At 69.5% G+C, this 15,780-nt stretch carries 17 protein-coding genes; 4 read left to right on the top strand and 13 right to left on the bottom strand.

Annotated elements, in window-relative coordinates:
- Positions 1-16: 16 nt before the first annotated feature.
- Complete coding sequence (gene crtB, locus Q0833_RS17230) at positions 17-1,054, bottom strand: 15-cis-phytoene synthase (RefSeq protein WP_298437979.1); 1,038 nt, start codon at positions 1,052-1,054, stop codon at positions 17-19.
- Positions 1,051-2,586, bottom strand: a complete 1,536-nt coding sequence (locus Q0833_RS17225) for a phytoene desaturase (RefSeq protein ID WP_298437976.1) — start codon at positions 2,584-2,586, stop codon at positions 1,051-1,053. The genes crtB and Q0833_RS17225 overlap by 4 nt, the downstream gene beginning before the upstream one ends.
- Before the next feature lie 65 nt (positions 2,587-2,651).
- On the opposite strand from Q0833_RS17225, the gene crtA reads away from it, so the two are divergent.
- Genes crtA through bchO form a run of 4 tightly spaced genes read left to right on the top strand, consistent with a single transcriptional unit; the run spans position 2,652 to position 6,881 of the window.
- The gene (crtA, locus tag Q0833_RS17220) at positions 2,652-3,401 is read left to right on the top strand and encodes a spheroidene monooxygenase (RefSeq protein ID WP_367274986.1); all 750 of its coding nucleotides are present in this window, start codon (positions 2,652-2,654) and stop codon (positions 3,399-3,401) included.
- Positions 3,398-4,399: a magnesium chelatase ATPase subunit I gene (bchI, locus tag Q0833_RS17215; RefSeq protein WP_298437971.1), complete on the top strand. Its 1,002-nt coding sequence runs from the start codon at positions 3,398-3,400 to the stop codon at positions 4,397-4,399. The genes crtA and bchI overlap by 4 nt, the downstream gene beginning before the upstream one ends.
- Positions 4,396-6,009, top strand: a complete 1,614-nt coding sequence (locus Q0833_RS17210) for a magnesium chelatase subunit D (RefSeq protein WP_298437969.1) — start codon at positions 4,396-4,398, stop codon at positions 6,007-6,009. Before bchI ends, Q0833_RS17210 begins: the two co-directional genes overlap by 4 nt.
- Positions 6,006-6,881 carry an alpha/beta fold hydrolase BchO gene (gene bchO, locus Q0833_RS17205; RefSeq protein WP_298437967.1) on the top strand — a complete coding sequence of 292 codons (876 nt, stop codon included), beginning with the start codon at positions 6,006-6,008 and terminating at the stop codon, positions 6,879-6,881. Before Q0833_RS17210 ends, bchO begins: the two co-directional genes overlap by 4 nt.
- On the opposite strand, the gene Q0833_RS17200 is transcribed toward bchO, so the two are convergent.
- The 11 genes from Q0833_RS17200 to bchL all read right to left on the bottom strand — a co-directional run bounded on the left by Q0833_RS17200 (position 6,853) and on the right by bchL (position 15,773).
- Positions 6,853-7,314, bottom strand: a complete 462-nt coding sequence (locus Q0833_RS17200) for a cytochrome C (RefSeq protein ID WP_298437964.1) — start codon at positions 7,312-7,314, stop codon at positions 6,853-6,855. The genes bchO and Q0833_RS17200 overlap by 29 nt on opposite strands.
- A gap of 87 nt (positions 7,315-7,401) precedes the next feature.
- The gene (hemA, locus tag Q0833_RS17195) at positions 7,402-8,616 is read right to left on the bottom strand and encodes a 5-aminolevulinate synthase (protein ID WP_298437961.1); all 1,215 of its coding nucleotides are present in this window, start codon (positions 8,614-8,616) and stop codon (positions 7,402-7,404) included.
- Positions 8,603-9,394, bottom strand: a complete 792-nt coding sequence (puhE, locus tag Q0833_RS17190) for a putative photosynthetic complex assembly protein PuhE (protein ID WP_298437958.1) — start codon at positions 9,392-9,394, stop codon at positions 8,603-8,605. Before puhE ends, hemA begins: the two co-directional genes overlap by 14 nt.
- Positions 9,394-10,518, bottom strand: coding sequence for a magnesium-protoporphyrin IX monomethyl ester (oxidative) cyclase (acsF, locus tag Q0833_RS17185; protein WP_298437954.1), 1,125 nt, complete (start codon positions 10,516-10,518; stop codon positions 9,394-9,396). The genes puhE and acsF overlap by 1 nt, the downstream gene beginning before the upstream one ends.
- Positions 10,515-10,811: a hypothetical protein gene (locus tag Q0833_RS17180; protein ID WP_298437950.1), complete on the bottom strand. Its 297-nt coding sequence runs from the start codon at positions 10,809-10,811 to the stop codon at positions 10,515-10,517. Before Q0833_RS17180 ends, acsF begins: the two co-directional genes overlap by 4 nt.
- 20 nt (positions 10,812-10,831) lie before the next feature.
- On the bottom strand, positions 10,832-11,299 hold the full coding sequence (gene puhC, locus Q0833_RS17175; protein WP_298437948.1) for a photosynthetic complex assembly protein PuhC: 468 nt from the start codon (positions 11,297-11,299) through the stop codon (positions 10,832-10,834).
- A gap of 5 nt (positions 11,300-11,304) precedes the next feature.
- Positions 11,305-11,961, bottom strand: coding sequence for a photosynthetic complex putative assembly protein PuhB (gene puhB, locus Q0833_RS17170; protein WP_298437945.1), 657 nt, complete (start codon positions 11,959-11,961; stop codon positions 11,305-11,307).
- 35 nt (positions 11,962-11,996) lie between these two features.
- Positions 11,997-12,755 carry a photosynthetic reaction center subunit H gene (gene puhA / locus Q0833_RS17165; protein ID WP_298437942.1) on the bottom strand — a complete coding sequence of 253 codons (759 nt, stop codon included), beginning with the start codon at positions 12,753-12,755 and terminating at the stop codon, positions 11,997-11,999.
- Positions 12,756-12,771: 16 nt separating this feature from the next.
- A complete protein-coding gene (locus Q0833_RS17160) occupies positions 12,772-14,214 on the bottom strand; it encodes a PucC family protein (protein ID WP_298437939.1) in 1,443 nt (480 codons plus the stop codon).
- Positions 14,211-14,885 (bottom strand): magnesium protoporphyrin IX methyltransferase, encoded by a 675-nt coding sequence (gene bchM / locus Q0833_RS17155; protein ID WP_298437937.1) that lies wholly within the window; start codon positions 14,883-14,885, stop codon positions 14,211-14,213. Before bchM ends, Q0833_RS17160 begins: the two co-directional genes overlap by 4 nt.
- A complete protein-coding gene (gene bchL / locus Q0833_RS17150) occupies positions 14,886-15,773 on the bottom strand; it encodes a ferredoxin:protochlorophyllide reductase (ATP-dependent) iron-sulfur ATP-binding protein (RefSeq protein WP_298437934.1) in 888 nt (295 codons plus the stop codon). It lies immediately after the preceding gene.
- Between the last annotated feature and the right edge of the window lie 7 nt (positions 15,774-15,780).

Here is a 15,780-nt window from a genome sequence, read left to right as displayed (position 1 = left end):
GCGCGGGCGCATGAAGTCAGGTGCCCCGCGCGCCGTCGGGCCGATCATGGGCCGCAAGTTGGGCGAAGACCGCGGTGAGCTCTTCGCTCCAGCCGCCGCGCGCGGGGCGCGGGTCGGCGGCGGCATGGACGAGGAAGGCCACCTCGTCGAGGGGTTTGGCATGCAGGATCGCCGACCGCGGCAGCAGAGTTACGAGACCGGCCTGCATCGTGGCCTGCGCGACCCAGCCCAGCTTCTGTGCCTTCGAGGTGCGGGCCCGGATGGTGATGCTGTCATGGCCCGCGCGCCGGATCGACCCGCCGATCCCGTCATAGATGTGCCGCGCGGCGAGGATGCCCGGACGCACCGCGACCGGCAGCGCGGCCACCCCCGCCTCGGACCGGTCGTAGAGCCGCCGCGCCTCGGCCAGCAGGCGGCGGACGATCCCGGCGATCTCGGGGGTGAAGCGCGGATCGGCGAGGAAGGCTTCGGCCTCCACCCCTGCCGCATCAAGCCATTCGGTCGGCAGGTAGAGCCGTCCGGCGCGAGCATCCTCGCCCACGTCGCGCGCAATGTTGGTGAGCTGCATCGCGACGCCCAGATCGCAGGCCCGCGCCAGCGCATCGGCGTCGCGCACCCGCATCAGGACGCACATCATGGCCCCCACCGCGCTGGCCACGCGGGCCGAATAGCCGCGCAGTTCGGACAGGGTGGCATATCGCCGGTCGGTCGCGTCCCAGGCCAGCCCTTCGAGAAGGGCCTCCGGCAGCGCGCGGGGCATGTCGAACGCCTCGATCACGCGCGCAAAGGCGCGGTCGGCGGGCGCGTCCTTGGGGCGACCCGCGAATGCGAGGTCAAGCCGGTCGCGCAACTCCAGCACCGCGGGGCCTTTCTCGGCCACTTCGTCCACCGCATCGTCGGCAAGCCGACAGAACGCATAGAGCGCCAGCGCCGGATCGCGGACCGACCGTGGCAGCAAGCGCGAGGCGGCATGGAAGGACAGCGAGCCGGTGCGGATCGCCTCGCGGCAGTGATCCATGTCGGCCTGCGCCGAGGCGGGTGCGGGCGCGCTCATTCGGCGGCCACGCGGACGGGGACCGGCGGCACGATCTGCTCGACCACCTCGGCCGAGGCGACGACACCCGGAAGTCCCGCGCCGGGATGCGTGCCCGCGCCCACGAGGTAAAGCCCCGGCACCTCCTCCGAAAGGTTGTGGGGCCGGAACCACGCGGATTGCAGGATGCGCGGCTCGATCGAGAAGCCGCAGCCATGGGGCGAGAGATAGCGGTCGCGAAAATCCTCGGGCGTCAGCGTCATCTGCGCGGTGACTTGATCGCCCAGCCCCGGCAAGAGCCGCTCCTCCAGTACCGCCTGCACCTTCGCGCGGTAACTCTCGGCCTCGGCGGCCCAGTCGACCGGGTTTGCATGCCCCAAATGCGGCACCGGACTCAGCGCGTAGAACGTGTCGCCGCCTTCGGGCGCCGCCGTCGGATCGGTCACGGACGGTCGGTGGACGTAAAGGCTCATATCCTCGGCCAGGTGCCCGCGCCGGAAGATGTCGCGCAGAAGACCTTCGTAGCGCGGGCCCGACAGGATCGTATGGTGCCCCGCATCGGGCCACATCCCGCGCGTGCCTTCGGTCCCGAAATACCAAACGAAGAGACCCATGGACCACCGGCTGCGGTCGAGCTTCGCCGTGGTCCACCGCTTGCGCGTGCCCTTGAGCAGCCGCGCGTAGGTATGGCCCGCATCGGCGTTCGAGACGACGATGTCGGCCGCGATCTCCTCGCCGCCGGTCAGCCGCACGCCCCTCGCGCGGCCCGCATCATCCTGCAGGATCCGGTCCACCTCGGCGCCCAGCCGCAGGAGACCGCCCTGGTCGTCGACGACACCGGCCATGGCATCGGCCATCGCGCCGACTCCGCCCATCGCGTAATGCACGCCCTGCGTCTTCTCCAGGTGGCTCACCAGCGCATACATCGACGTCACGCGCGCCGGATCGCCGCCGATGAAGAGCGGGTGGAACGACAGCGCCATCCGCAGCCGTTCATCCTTCACATGCTTGCGCGCCAGCCCGAGGATCGAGCGATCCGCCCGCAGCCACGCGAATTCCGGCAGCACCTTCACCGTCTCCCAGAGCCGGTGCATGGGCTTGGTCAGCATGCCCTCGTACCCGACCACGAAACGCCGCTCGGCGGCCTCGAGAAACCGCCGCCAGCCCGCCACGTCACCGGGCGAGACGCGCGCGATCTCGGCCTCCATCGCCGCATCACCCGCGAAGGTGTCGAGATGCGACCCGTCGGGCCAGGTGATGCGGTAGAAGGGATCGAGCGGACGCAGATCGACCGCCGTGTCGAAATCGCGTCCACAATCGGAAAACAGGCGGCGGAACACTTCGGGCGCCGTGACGATCGTCGGCCCGAGGTCAAAGCGGTGCCCGTCCATCGTGATGCTGCTGGCACGGCCGCCCGGCATGTCGAGCTTGTCGACCACCGTGACGCGCCATCCCTTGGCTCCGAGTCGCATCGTGGCGGCCAGTCCGCCCAGCCCCGCCCCGATCACGACCGCATGGGGGCCTGCGCCGTCGATCCGTTCGTGACGTGTCATCTTGTCGGACTTCCCTCACTGTCCAGTTGTGTTTACACTACGTCGAAGGGGAACGCGAGTGTCGCGTGACCGACCCACGACCACGACACCGGGGACGAACGACCATTCCGACCGTCACGCTTACACTTCACCGATTCGGCCCCGTTCGGGATCGGCTCTGGGCGCTTGCGCAGATGGGTCTGGCCCGTCGCCCGCTCGCCCGCCTGCCCGGCCTCGACTTCTGGAAGCTCATGGGCTCCGGAACGGGCGAGGGCTTCACCCCCGTGCCGAATACCGCCGTCTGGGCGATCCTCTGCGTCTGGGACGACGATGGTGCGGCTGAGGCGGGCCTCGAGAGCGACGTCTTCGCGCGCTGGGCCGCCCGCGCCGCCGAGGTCTGCACCCTCAGGATGGATCCGATCTCGGCGCGGGGCGTCTGGTCGGGCCGGGCGCCCTTCGGCCCCGGCCGGGCCGCACCGGTCGGCCCGCTCGCCGCGCTCACCCGCGCGAGCGTGCGCCCCCGGAACCTGATGCGCTTCTGGCGCCGCGTGCCCGACATCTCGGCGCGAATCGGCGACGACCCCTCCGTCCGCCTCAAGATCGGCGTGGGCGAGGTGCCGCTTCTCCACCAGGTGACCTTCTCGGTCTGGCCCGATGCCGATTCCATGACGCGCTTCGCCCGCAACTCCGGCCCCCACGCCGCCGCCATCAAGGCCGTGCGCGACGGCGACTGGTTCGCCGAGGAACTCTATGCCCGCTTCGCGATCTCGGACGCGAAGGGCCAGTGGCAGGGGCGGCCCATCGGCGACATCCTCGCTCCGCCGGCCCCGGCATGAGTGCGGCCTTTCCCTTCGCGGCGATCGTCGGACAGGACGAGATGAAGACCGCGATGATCCTGACCGCCATCGACCCCGGCATCGGCGGCGTCCTCGTCTTCGGCGACCGCGGCACCGGCAAGTCGACCGCCGTGCGCGCCTTGTCGGGCCTGCTGCCGCCGCTCGAGATGGTCGAGAACTGCCCGGTCAATTCCGCCCGACCCGAAGACGTGCCCGACTGGGCCCGCGCAGGCACGGCGATGGTCATCCGCCCGACCCCGGTGGTCGACCTGCCCCTCGGCGTCACCGAGGACCGGGTGACCGGCGCCCTCGATATCGAGGCGGCGCTGACCCGCGGCGAGAAGGCGTTCCAGCCGGGCCTGCTCGCGCGGGCCAATCGCGGCTATCTCTATATCGACGAGATCAACCTTCTCGAGGATCACGTGGTCGACCTGCTGCTCGACGTGGCCCAGTCGGGCGAGAACGTCGTCGAGCGCGAGGGCCTGTCGATCCGGCACCCCGCCCGCTTCGTGCTCGTCGGCTCCGGCAACCCCGAAGAGGGCGAGCTTCGGCCGCAGCTTCTGGACCGGTTCGGTCTCTCGGTCGAAGTGATCTCGCCCACGGATATCGACGACCGGATCGAGGTGGTGAAGCGCCGCGACCGCTATGATCGCGACCAGAGCGGCTTCGCGCAGGACTGGGCGGATGCGCAGGACGCGCTGCGCAACCGGATCGTCGCCGCCCGCGCCGCCCTGCCAGGCACGAACGCCTCGGACGCGACGCTGCGCGACTGCGCGGCGCTTTGCATCGCACTGGGCTCGGACGGGCTCAGGGGGGAGTTGACGCTGCTCCGGGCGGCCCGTGCGCTCGCGGCCTTCGATGGCGTCCCAGAGGCGACGCGCGACCACGTCCGACAGGTTGCGCCGATGGCGCTGCGCCACCGCCTGCGCCGCGATCCGCTGGACGAGGCCGGGTCCACCTCGCGGGTCGCGCGCGCCGCGGAGGAGGTGCTGACGTGACCGCCGCGCGCTGGGCCAGCGCGGTCCGCGCGGCACGGTGCTTCGCCGCCGATCCCGTCGGCCTCGGCGGCCTGCATCTCCGGGCCCGGGCGTCGGATGCGCGCGACGCCTGGCTCTCCGTTTTCAACGAAGACGCTCCTGTGGCCGCGCGCCTTCATCCCGACATGTCCGACGAAGCACTGTTCGGCGGGCTCGACCTCGCCGCGACGCTGAAGACGGGGCGGCCTGTGCGACGGGGCGGCGTGCTCGACCGGCACGATCTCGCGATACTGACCATGGCCGAGCGCGCGCCCCCCGGCCTCGCCGCGCGACTCGGACAGGCGCTCGACGGGCGCCGGGTCGGCCTGCTCGCGCTCGACGAGGGAGTCGAGGACGAGGCGCTGGCCCCCGCCCTGTCGGACCGCATGGCGATGCGCGTGGATCTCGACGGGCTCCGGCCCGCCGACAGGCCCGCGCCGGCACCGCTCGATCCGTCCGATCCCGTCACGACCGATCTGGCGCGCGCACGGCTCGCGGCGACGGCTGCGGCCCTCGGGATCGCGTCGATCCGACCTGTGATCCAGGCGCTGCGCGTGGCCGGGGCGTCGGCGGCGCTGGACGGACGTGCATTGGCCGAGGCGGATCTGATCTTTGCCACCGCCGTCAGCCTCCTGCCCCGCGCCACGACGCTCCCGGCCCCGCCCCCCGAACCCGACCTCCCCGAAGATGCGCCCGACCCCGCCGAGGCACCGCCGCCCGACCCGAGCACGCTGCCCGCCGATGCGGAGCTGACGGTCGAGGCGGCGCTGGCCCTGCTGCCGCCCGATCTCCTGGCGCGGATCGCCGCGGGACTGACGCCGCGCGCCTCCGGGATCGGGGCCGGCGCCGTACGGCGTGGCACCCGGCGCGGGCGTCCCCTGCCGTCACGGCCCGGACGGCTGGACGGCCAGGCGCGGATCGACCTCGTGGCGACACTGCGCGCGGCGGCTCCGTGGCAGCGGATGCGCGGCGGCGGCCCCGGGCAGCCCGTCGCGGTGCGATCCTCCGACATTCATCTGAAGCGATACGAGACGCGGTCGGACCGGTTGATCGTGTTCGCCGTGGATGCCTCGGGCTCCTCGGCGCTCGGACGGCTGGCCGAGGCCAAGGGCGCGGTCGAGCTGCTGCTGGCCGAGGCCTATGCCCGCCGCGACCACGTCGCGTTGATTGCCTTCCGAGGCGAGGCGGCGCATCTCCTGCTGCCGCCGACGCGCAGCCTCGTGCGGACCAAGCGCGAGCTGGCCGCGCTGCCCGGTGGCGGCGGCACGCCCCTGGCCGCGGGACTGCGCGACGGGCTGACGCTGGCCCACCAGGCGCGCGGGCGCGGCATGGACCCGGCGCTGGTGGTACTGACCGACGGGCGGCCGAACATCGCGCTTTCTGGCGACGCCGCCCGGACGGAGGCGCTGGCGGATGCTAACGCCATGGCGGCGGCAATCCGGGCGCATCGTCTGCCCGCGGTGGTGATCGACACTGGCACCCGCCCGACCCCGGCGCTGGCGGACCTCGCGGCGCGGATGGGCGCGGCCTGCCGCCCGCTGCCTCGCGCGGACGCCCATGGGCTCAGCCGGATCGTGGCGGATACGGTGTGAGCGGCCCGCCTCCCCCAGATTGGCCCTTCGCCGGGGCGAGCCGCATGGTCGCGTCCCGGCCACATCGCTGGCACGTGCAGGAGATCGGGGACGGACCAGACGTCCTCCTGCTGCACGGGGCGGGCGGGGCCACCCATTCGTGGCGCGGCCTTGCCCCGCTTCTGGCGGAGCGATACCGCGTCACCATGATCGACCTGCCCGGGCACGGGTTCACGCGGCTCGGATCGTCCGGGCGCTCGGGGCTCGATGCGATGGCCGAGGACGTGACGACGCTCTGTGGCGCACTGGGCCTGACACCCGCCGCGATCCTCGGCCATTCCGCCGGCGCCGCGATCGCGCTGCGCCTTGCCCTCGCCCGCCCCGTCCCGGTCGTGTCGATCAACGGCGCGTTCCAGATGTTCGATGGGCTGGCTGGCTGGCTCTTCCCGATCATGGCCAAGGCGCTGGCGGTCAATCCGCTGACGCCGTTCCTCTTTACCGCCGCCGGAAGCCCGGCGCGGACGCGGCGCCTGATCGAAGGGACCGGCAGTCGGATCGACGCGGCGGGGCTCGGGCAATATCACCGGCTGATTTCGGATCGCGGCCATGTCGGCGGTGCGCTTGCGATGATGGCGGGTTGGTCGCTCGACCGGCTGGTGCGCGATGCTTCGGGCCTTGAAGCCCCGGTGCTGCTGCTGGCGGGCGGGCGCGACCGTGCGGTCGAGCCGCGCGTCAGCCGCGAGATGGCCGAACGCCTGCCCCGCGCGGAGCTGCGGATCTTCGACGATCTGGGCCATCTCATGCATGAAGAAGCCCCCGCCGAGGTGGCGGGGGCCGTGATGTCGTTCCTCGATGAGGCGGGCGTCAGTTCGTCGCCGCGGCCTCGTCGCTGAACTGCGCGAGGAAGGCGTAGAGGTTCACCGCGTCCTCTTCCTTGCGGACCTTGTAGGTCATCTTGCCGCGACCGCCGTCGCCGGTGATCTCCTGCAGGTGGCCGGTCGGGTCTTGGACGTAGGCGACGAAGCGGGCCTCGTCGAAGACGTTCTCCTGCTCGCCCGCCAGGACGATGATGTCCGAGTAGCGGAAATCCTCGACCACGCCGTAGGTGCGGCCGACGACCCCGTAGAGGTTCGGGCCGGTCTTGGCGGCGCGCCCGGCTAGAACCTCGCCATCGGCATCCTGCACGACGTGACAGGACTGGCACTGGCGGAACGCGCTCTCGCCCGCGTCGGCATCGCCGGTGGCGGTCAGATCGACACCGTGGCTGTCGGCGAAGGCGGGGGCGGCGGCCATGATGGCGGCGGCGATGGTGAGCGTGCGGATCATCTCGAAGTCTCCCTAGATCTCTCGTTCGAAAGGACAGCTAGGCCGTGGCCAGCCGTCTTCCAATAACAACGTTCTGCCAGATGGTGATTAGGCGGTCTTGCGGGCCAGCGCGCATTGTTTCCAAAGCGAGGACAGCGCCGCGACGAGCCGGTCGATATCCTCGTCGGTGTGGTTCGGTCCCGGCGTGAAGCGCAACCGTTCGGTCCCCTTCGGAACCGTCGGATAGTTGATCGGCTGCACGTATATGCCGAACTGGTCCATCAGGTAATCCGACAGCATCCGGCATTTCACGGGGTCCTTCACCATCACGGGGATGATGTGGCTCGGATTGGGCTCGTGGGGAATGCCCTCCGCATCCAGACGCGCGCGCAGGCGGGCGACCTGGCGGCGCTGCTGGTCGCGCTCGACCTGGCTCGTCTTGAGGTGGCGGATCGACGTCGCGGCGGCCGAGGCGACCGCGGGCGGCAGGGCCGTGGTGAAGATGAAGCCGGATGCGAAGCTGCGGATGAAGTCGCACAGCGCGGCCGACCCGGTGATATATCCGCCCATTACGCCGAAGGCCTTGCCCAGCGTGCCCTCGATCAGGGTGATGCGGTCCATCAGCCCCTCCTGCTCGGCCACGCCGCCGCCGCGCGGGCCGTACATGCCGACCGCATGGACCTCGTCGATATAGCTCAGCGCGCCGTGTTTCTCGCAGACCTCGACGATCTCGCGGATGGGGGCGATGTCGCCATCCATGGAATAGACGCTCTCGAAAGCGACGATCTTGGTGGCGTTGGCGGGCAGGCGCGCCAGCTTGCGGTCGAGATCGTCGGCATCGTTGTGCTTCCAGATGACCTTGTCGGCGCGCGAATGGCGAATGCCCTCGATCATCGAGTTGTGGTTGAGCGCGTCCGACAGGATCACCGCATTGGGCAGCCGTGAGCCCAGCGTCGAGAGCGCGGCCCAGTTCGACACGTAGCCGGAGGTGAAGAGCAGCGCCGCCTCCTTGCCGTGAAGATCCGCCAGCTCGGCCTCGAGCATCAGGTGGTGGTGGTTCGTCCCCGAGATGTTGCGTGTCCCGCCCGCGCCGGTCCCGCAGGCGCGCGCGGTGTCGGCCATGGCCTGGACCACGTCCGGGTGCTGGCCCATCCCGAGATAGTCGTTCGAGCACCAGACGGTGATGTCCCGGATCTCGCCGTCCTTGTGGGTCTTGGCACGCGGATGCTGGCCGCATTCCCGCGTCAGATCCGCGAAATAGCGATAGTTGCCCTCGGCCTTGAGCGCATCCAGTTGCGCCTGAAACAGCTTATCGAACGGCATCGGGCCCCTCCTCCGTCAAAGAATCTTTTTCCGGCAGCATCCACCGCCACAACTTCTCGTCCGGCAGGCGGACGACCATGAACCAATGCTCCAGCAACGCGAGTGCCGTCAGCGCCGCCAGGAGCGCGAAGCCCGCCGCCTCGGCTGGGTTGCCCGCCGCCCAGATGCGTTCCAGCCAGCCGAAGGTGACGAAGGATAGTGCCGTCACCGAGGTCGGGAAGAGCCAGTTGATCCGCGCCTCTCGGAAGTGGCTGGGCAGGTGAGACAGGTGGTGCGGGATGAAGGACGTGTTCACCTTCCGCACCCCCAGATAGAGGTTCAGCTTGGCGCTGATCCGCGCGGCATAGAGCACCGCGAAGGTCCAGAAGCCGATGCGGTTCGGCGCCCCGTGGCTGAGGATGGCGAGGCCGATCAGCGCGGCCGTCAGCGTCATCTCGTGATAGGCGACGGTGCCCCAGGCGCGGACGAACCGCTCCCATTCCGGGACGCCGGGCTTGGCCGGAAGCGTTGAGGGCCCGGTGATGACGCCCACGAGGAACGCCAGCTCGATCCAGCCCCAGATCGCCAACGCCGCGACGAATGCGCCATAGACCGCGAAGAGGCCCGGCTGGCCCGCCGTCCAGACGAAGGCCGCGAGGCCCGCGAACATGATCGGCAAGGTCGCGAGCACGACCACCATCGGCCGGCGCGTGGTGCGGACAGCCACGAGGATCGCCCCGGTGGAGGCCCACCAGGCAAAGAGCGCGAAACACGCTGCGATCCAAGGGCTGCCCGCCATCAGTAGGCCGGCTCGAGACGGGTCTCGGCGGGCACGTCGTGCCGGATCGCCGGGATCGTGTAGAGCGCCACGAAGGCCGCCGCCGCGCGGGCTTGCGCGGACGTGCGCGCCACCAGACGGGCGAGGCCCGTCTTCTTCTCGGCCGCCGCGAGATCGGCATTCGCGGCCTGCAGACGCTCCAGCGTCGGCTGCCAGCGCGGGTGGTCGATATCGAGCGTGATCGGGAAGACCTGACGCGAAATCTCGGACGTCTTCTCGAAGACCGCGTGGGCATACCAGTCGGGATCGACGCCCAGCGCGCGGTGGAACTCCGGCCGCTGGTGATCGCGGACATACATCGTGCCGTAGACCGCCGTAAGGAAGAACTTGATCCACCAGACGTTGCGCCCGGTCGTCAGCTTCGGGTCGGTCTTCATGAGCAGCGCGAAGGCCTCGCCATGGCTGAACTCGTCGTTGCACCACTCCCGGAACCACTTGAAGATCGGGTGGAAGCGGTGCTCGGGATGCGTCTCGAGGTGGCGGAAGATCGTGATGTAGCGGGCGTAGCCGATCTTCTCGGAGAGGTAGGTCGCGTAGTAGATGAACTTCGGCCGGAAGTAGGTGTATTTCTTCTTCTGGGTCAGGAACCCGAGATTGACCGCGATTCCCGCCTCGCGGAGCGCGTCGTTGATGAAGCCCGCATGCCGCGCCTCGTCTCGCGCCATCAGTTGGAAGAGCGTGGTGATGTCCGAATTGGACCCGCGCCGCTTCATCTCCTTGTAGAGCACGCAGCCCGAGAATTCGGCGGTGCAGGACGAGATCAGGAAGTCGATGAACTCGGCCCGGAGCTTCGGCTCCATCCCGTCCCAGTCGACATTGTCCCAGTCCTCGTTCTTCTTGAAATGCCCCTTGTTCGGATCGGCCTGCATCTGCGCGATCAGCGCGTCCCAATCCTTGCGCACGGGGGTGACGTCGATGGCGTCCATCTCGTCGAAATCGGTCGTGTAAAAGCGCGGCGTCAGCAGCGTGTTCGACATCGCGACCTGCGTCGCGGTCTCGCTGTCGATGACGGCACTCTGGTTGTCGGCGGCCAGCGCCTCCTCGACGGTGCTGGCATCGGCGGAATGGGTGGCATGGGCGTTCATTGCAGCGCCTCCTCGGAGAAGGAGAACTCGCAGAGCTCCATGAACTCCAGGTCGCCGGTCATGCGGGTCCACATCCGCTCGACGCCGCTGGCCCGCGTGATGATCGCGGTGCGCTTCTCGCGCACGACCTCGCCGTAGGGAGCCATGATCTCGGGGCCCTGCACCTCGACGGCATCGCCGGGATGGATGATCGCGCCGTTGTCCAGCCGGACATGGGCGCTCAGTTCCTCGAAGCGGTGCGACACCTCGACGGTGCAGGGCGCTTCCTCTCTCGTTCTCGTCAACAGTCCCATGGGTCGTTCCTCCCGTTGGTTCAGTTCAGCAGTTTGGCGAAGGTGTCTGCGTTCTCCGCCCCGAATCCGATCAGTTCGGCCCGCCATCCCGTCGCATCGTCACGCAACGACAGCTGGCCCGTTTCATAAAGGACGAGGCGGATCGGCGCCTCCATCCCGACGCCGCGCCGATCCCGCTCGAACGCAAGCGCACGATGCACCCCTGCGACGAACCCGCCTTGACTGGGATCAAGGTCGGCGATGACGACACCGTTGGCATCGAGGACGCGCGCCGCGCCCGTCATGCCATCGGCATTGATGAAAATCGTCCGCTCGCGCACAACGCCCGCCTCGCCGTCGAGCGCGGGCATCGCTTCCAGCGGGCGATCGGTGAGGGCCGCATAGCCCGTGATGAAGAGCGCGCAGGACACGAGGACGCCCATCGCACGCAGAAGCAGCGTGGGGACCATTTCCTTGTCGCGATTGACGAGGCGGGCTTCGGGGGTCATCGCAGCTACTCCGCCGGGACGGGCATCGCGCCCGTGTCAGGTGTGGGGGCCACGGGCGTGCTTGTCACCTGCGGCATGGACAGGTCGGCCTGCGCTGCCTCGGCCAGAAGACGCGCCACCTCTGCCGCCTTGGGGATGGCGCGAAGCGCGGGCTGCGTCGGCGTGAAGCGCCAGGGACGCAAATGCGGCCAGATCATCAGGTAGCTGAACCGCGTCTCGCCCAGCGTGCGCAGCGCGATCGTGCCCGTGCCGTCCTTCTGGGTCGTCAGGTCCGCCGCCGCAATCCAGCGGAACGGGAATTGCAGCGTCATCGTCAGCGCCGCCCCGATCCGCAGGATCACGCGGCGGTTGGTGATGGTGTAGATCGCGGCCTTCGCCTGGCACCAGCCGATGGCCGCGAGAATGGCGCAGGTGACCGCACCGAGGACGAGGTAGAAGGAGGACTGCGCCAGGGCCGTGGCCCATGGCACATCCGCCGCGGCCGATACGGTCTGCCACCCGAACAGCAGACCGAAATAGAGCGCGACCCCCCGGACCGACAACGACGCCTTGGTCAGCGCCCACCAGTCGGGGCTGCCCTGCCACAGGATTTCCTCGCCCTCGGGCAGCAGCTCGGGCAGCCCTCGGATCGGTTCCTGGTCGAAGTCGTCGTGGTCGGTCATCGGGGTCTCTCCTCGTCGTCGTCAGGCCGCAGCGGTCAGAGCTGCGGCTCCTGCCGGTCGCGCGCGGCGTAGAGCTTGCCGCCGCCCACGAAGCCGGAAATCTTGTCCTCCTCCAGCAGGGTGACCTGCGTCGGCGAACGGGTTGCGGGGATCTGCGCGAAGTGCCGGTGATGCAGCGCCTTCACCTCGACATGGTCGCCGTGGATGCGCACCAGCTGGATCGGGATCAGGCGCTTGCCCGCGCCTTCCACATCGACCTCGATATAGCGGACATGCTGTTCGGGCGCGTCCAGCCACATGTCGCTGACGGTGCCGGCGATCTTGCCGTCGTCGCCCATGACCGGCAGGCCGCGCGGATCGCGCCCGGCGCTGACCCGGAAGTCGGGCATCGCATCCATCGGCGCGATCTTCGGATGGCCGTGGCCGTCGAGTTCCGGGACGTCGCGGCGCGGCGCCCAAGAGGCCGGGCCGACGCCGTCGAGCATCGGGTCGCCCGTCGGCTCGAACGGGAAGCCGTTCGGCACGGCGGTCTTGGCCATCGCGATCTCGCGGCCCTCGGGCTTGCCGTCGGGCACGGTCACGGTGCCGCGCCCGTGGGGCAGGATGAAGGTCTTCTGCGACGGCACCGGGAACGGGCCCTGGTTCGGCGCGAGCGTCCCGTCATCGTTCTCGAGCGGGTAACCCTCGCGCATGTTCTCCGTCTGGAGATAGTAGATCAGCAGGGCGAAGAAGCCCCAGAACAGCCAGAGCGACAGGCTGGCCAGGTCGAAATTGCCGAAGAATGGGTCCACCATCAGGGTGTCCTCCGTATCATGTTGGGAAGTCGGCCAGTCCGATCCTGGCCTCCTTCGGTTCGGGTCTGTCTGAAGGTCTGTCCGTGCGCCCGACGAGCGGCCCCAAGGCCACAAGCGTCAGGAAGAGAAGTCCGATCTCGAGGTGGTAGACGACGGAGTAGCCCGTCGCCGGGTCGTCCAGCGCCGTGCCCAGCATGCCGGAGGTCGCGAGCGCGTCCACGCCGTCGCGGATACCCCCGCCCAGCGCCGTCGAAAGCCCCTGTGCTGTCGCCTGCGCCGCGCCCCAGGCCCCGAGGGCGAGACCCCGGCCCGCGATATCCGTCACCGGCAGCGTCATCGCAGTGGTCAGCGTCGCGACCGCGAAGAGCCCTCCGCCGAAGCCGATGCCCATCGCGCCCGCGAAGAACAGCGGCGCGGACCCCAGCGGCGAGGCGAAGATCACCGCCGAGAAGGCCGCGATCCCGGCCAGGATGCCGCGTGCGGCCATGCGGGTCGGATCGATGCCCTGCGTCAGCCACCGGGCCGCCAATGCGAAGGCGCCCAGCGCGCCGATGGCCCAGCTGGCCGTCAGAAGCGTCGTGTTCGAGACGGAAAGCCCGAGGATCTCGCCGCCATAGGGCTCCAGCAGCACGTCTTGCATGTTGAAGGCCATCGTCCCGAGGAACACCGCCGCCAGAAGCCGCCCGGCCGTGCCGCCACGCGACAGGTCGGCCCAGGCGTCCGCGAAGCGCGGCGGCGGCGCGGCACGCTCGGCCTTGGTCGTGGGACGGAGGCTCTCCTGCTTCCAGAGCGCAATGACGTTGAGGATCAGCGTCACGACCGCCGTGCCCTGCACGACCTGGATCAGGCGCACGCCGTCGAAATCGCGGAGCAGCCATCCGATCAGGATGGCGCTGACCAGCATTCCGGCGAGGAACGCCACGTAGAGAAGCGCCACGACGCGGGGGCGGGTGGCATCGTCGGCCCGGTCGGCGGCCAGCGCGAGGCCCGCCGTCTGCGTCATGTGCATGCCGAGGCCCGTCATCACAAAGGCCAGGGCTGCCGCGATTTCGCCCGCGAAGGGCGGCACCCGGACCTGGTCGTAGCCCCCGAGGATCAGAAGCGCGAAGGGCATGATGGCGAGGCCGCCGAACTGCCACAGCGTGCCGAACCACAGATAGGGGATGCGCTTCCAGCCGATGGCGCTGCGATAGGTGTCCGACCGGAAGCCGAGAAGCGCGCGGAACGGTGCCACCAGAACCGGCAGCGCGATCATCGCGGCGACAAGGAACGCGCTCAGCCCCAGCTCGACGATCATCACCCGGTTGAGCGTGCCCAAGAGCATCACCGCCGCCATGCCGACCGAAACCTGGAAGAGCGACAGGCGCAGAAGCTGGCGCAGCGGCAGCGCGGCGGAGCCGGCATCCGAGAAGGGCAGCATCGACAGCGCGAACTGCTTGAGGACCGCCGGCGCGCTCATGGTGCGAGCTCCAGGCAGGTCGAGATATAGAACCCGCTCGTCACCCGCTCGACCTCGGTCAGCGACCCGTCGAGGCGGGGCGCGAGGTCGGCGGCGGCATGGGGCACCATCGCGGGCGAGCGGTCGGCGCGCGGGAAGGCCTTCCCCGCCCAGAACATCGCCATCAGGAGCGGTGTGCGCGGCGCGAGGCTGAACACGACCTGTCCCGCCCGCGGCGCCAGCCCGTTCAGCCGCTCGGCCAGTTCGGGCGCCCCGTAATAGATCATCGAATCCTGCGCGACGACCGCATCGAACGTGCCGAGGTCGGCGTCGAACATGTCGGCCGCGGCAAAGGTCACGCGGCCCTCATGGGCGGGATCGAGCCGGTCCGACGCAATCGCGAGCAGCTTGGGAGAGATGTCGACGGCCACCACCGTCGCCCCCTGCGCGGCGAGCGCGGCGGTCTTGGCGCCGGTGCCGCAGCCCGCGTCCAGCACCCGCATCCCCCGCAGGTCCGCAGGCAGCCGCGACAGCATCACGCCCCGCATCCGGTCGCGGCCCGCGCGCACCGTGGCGCGCACCCGGCTGACCGGCGCGTCCGAGGTCAGACGATCCCAGACCTGCGTCGCGGTCCGGTCGAAATAGCCTTCGACCCGAGCCCGCGTGGCGTCATATGTGCGCGTGGCGCTCATTCAGTCGAAGCCCAGCAATTCGAAGATCTCGCGGTCGGGCAGCGATTCCGGCGCCTTGCCCTCGGTTCCGTCCCAAAGCAGCTTGGCCAGCCGGACATACTCGGCGCGACAGCGCACGATATCCTCCTCGTCGGGCATCTCGAAGAGGGTCTTCTTCTTCAGGCGCGAGCGGCGGATCGCGTCGACATCGGGCATATGCGCGATGCGGTCGAAGCCGACCGTGCGGCAATACCGGTCCACCTCGTCGGTGTCCTTCGAACGGTTCGCCACGCAGCCCGCGAGCCGCACCTTGTAGTTCTTCGATTTCGCCTGCACCGCCGCGATGATCCGGTTCATCGCGTAGATCGAGTCGAAATCGTTCGCCGTCACGATCAGCGCGCGGTCGGCATGCTGCAGCGGCGCCGCGAAGCCGCCGCAGACCACGTCGCCCAGGACGTCGAAGATCACGACGTCGGTGTCCTCTAGCATGTGATGCTGCTTGAGGAGCTTCACCGTCTGGCCCACGACGTAGCCGCCGCAGCCCGTGCCGGCGGGCGGACCACCCGCCTCGACGCATTGCACCCCGCCGTAGCCCACCGCGACGAAATCCTCGGGGCGCAGCTCCTCGGCATGAAAATCGACTTCCTTCAACACGTCGATCACCGTGTTCTGCAGCCGTCCCGTCAGGGTGAAGGTGCTGTCATGCTTGGGGTCGCAGCCGATCTGGAGCACGCGCTTGCCCAGCTTGGTAAAGGCCGCGGACAGGTTCGACGACGTGGTCGACTTGCCGATCCCGCCCTTGCCGTAGACCGAAAAGACCTTGGCCCCCTCGATCTTGGCGCTTTCGTCCTGATGGACCTGAACGGAGCCTTCGCCGTCCTGTCCCAGATCCGGAATGTCTCTCGGCATGTCTCTC

Origin of the sequence: uncultured Jannaschia sp. (assembly GCF_947503795.1) — a bacterium.
GTDB lineage: Bacteria > Pseudomonadota > Alphaproteobacteria > Rhodobacterales > Rhodobacteraceae > Jannaschia.
This window is presented reverse-complemented; position numbering and strand designations above follow the sequence as displayed.

Excerpts from the sequence above, each read along its gene's own strand:
- bchL (WP_298437934.1), bottom strand. The coding sequence starts at position 15,773 with ATGCCGAGAGACATTCCGGATCTGGGACAGGACGGCGAAGGCTCCGTT.
- crtB (WP_298437979.1), bottom strand. The coding sequence starts at position 1,054 with ATGAGCGCGCCCGCACCCGCCTCGGCGCAGGCCGACATGGATCACTGC.
- hemA (WP_298437961.1), bottom strand. The coding sequence starts at position 8,616 with ATGCCGTTCGATAAGCTGTTTCAGGCGCAACTGGATGCGCTCAAGGCC.
- puhB (WP_298437945.1), bottom strand. The coding sequence starts at position 11,961 with ATGACCGACCACGACGACTTCGACCAGGAACCGATCCGAGGGCTGCCC.
- bchI (WP_298437971.1), top strand. The coding sequence starts at position 3,398 with ATGAGTGCGGCCTTTCCCTTCGCGGCGATCGTCGGACAGGACGAGATG.
- puhE (WP_298437958.1), bottom strand. The coding sequence starts at position 9,394 with ATGGCGGGCAGCCCTTGGATCGCAGCGTGTTTCGCGCTCTTTGCCTGG.
- puhC (WP_298437948.1), bottom strand. The coding sequence starts at position 11,299 with ATGACCCCCGAAGCCCGCCTCGTCAATCGCGACAAGGAAATGGTCCCC.
- puhA (WP_298437942.1), bottom strand. The coding sequence starts at position 12,755 with ATGGTGGACCCATTCTTCGGCAATTTCGACCTGGCCAGCCTGTCGCTC.
- Q0833_RS17160 (WP_298437939.1), bottom strand. The coding sequence starts at position 14,214 with ATGAGCGCGCCGGCGGTCCTCAAGCAGTTCGCGCTGTCGATGCTGCCC.
- Q0833_RS17200 (WP_298437964.1), bottom strand. The coding sequence starts at position 7,314 with ATGATCCGCACGCTCACCATCGCCGCCGCCATCATGGCCGCCGCCCCC.
- Q0833_RS17180 (WP_298437950.1), bottom strand. The coding sequence starts at position 10,811 with ATGGGACTGTTGACGAGAACGAGAGAGGAAGCGCCCTGCACCGTCGAG.
- bchM (WP_298437937.1), bottom strand. The coding sequence starts at position 14,885 with ATGAGCGCCACGCGCACATATGACGCCACGCGGGCTCGGGTCGAAGGC.
- acsF (WP_298437954.1), bottom strand. The coding sequence starts at position 10,518 with ATGAACGCCCATGCCACCCATTCCGCCGATGCCAGCACCGTCGAGGAG.
- Q0833_RS17225 (WP_298437976.1), bottom strand. The coding sequence starts at position 2,586 with ATGACACGTCACGAACGGATCGACGGCGCAGGCCCCCATGCGGTCGTG.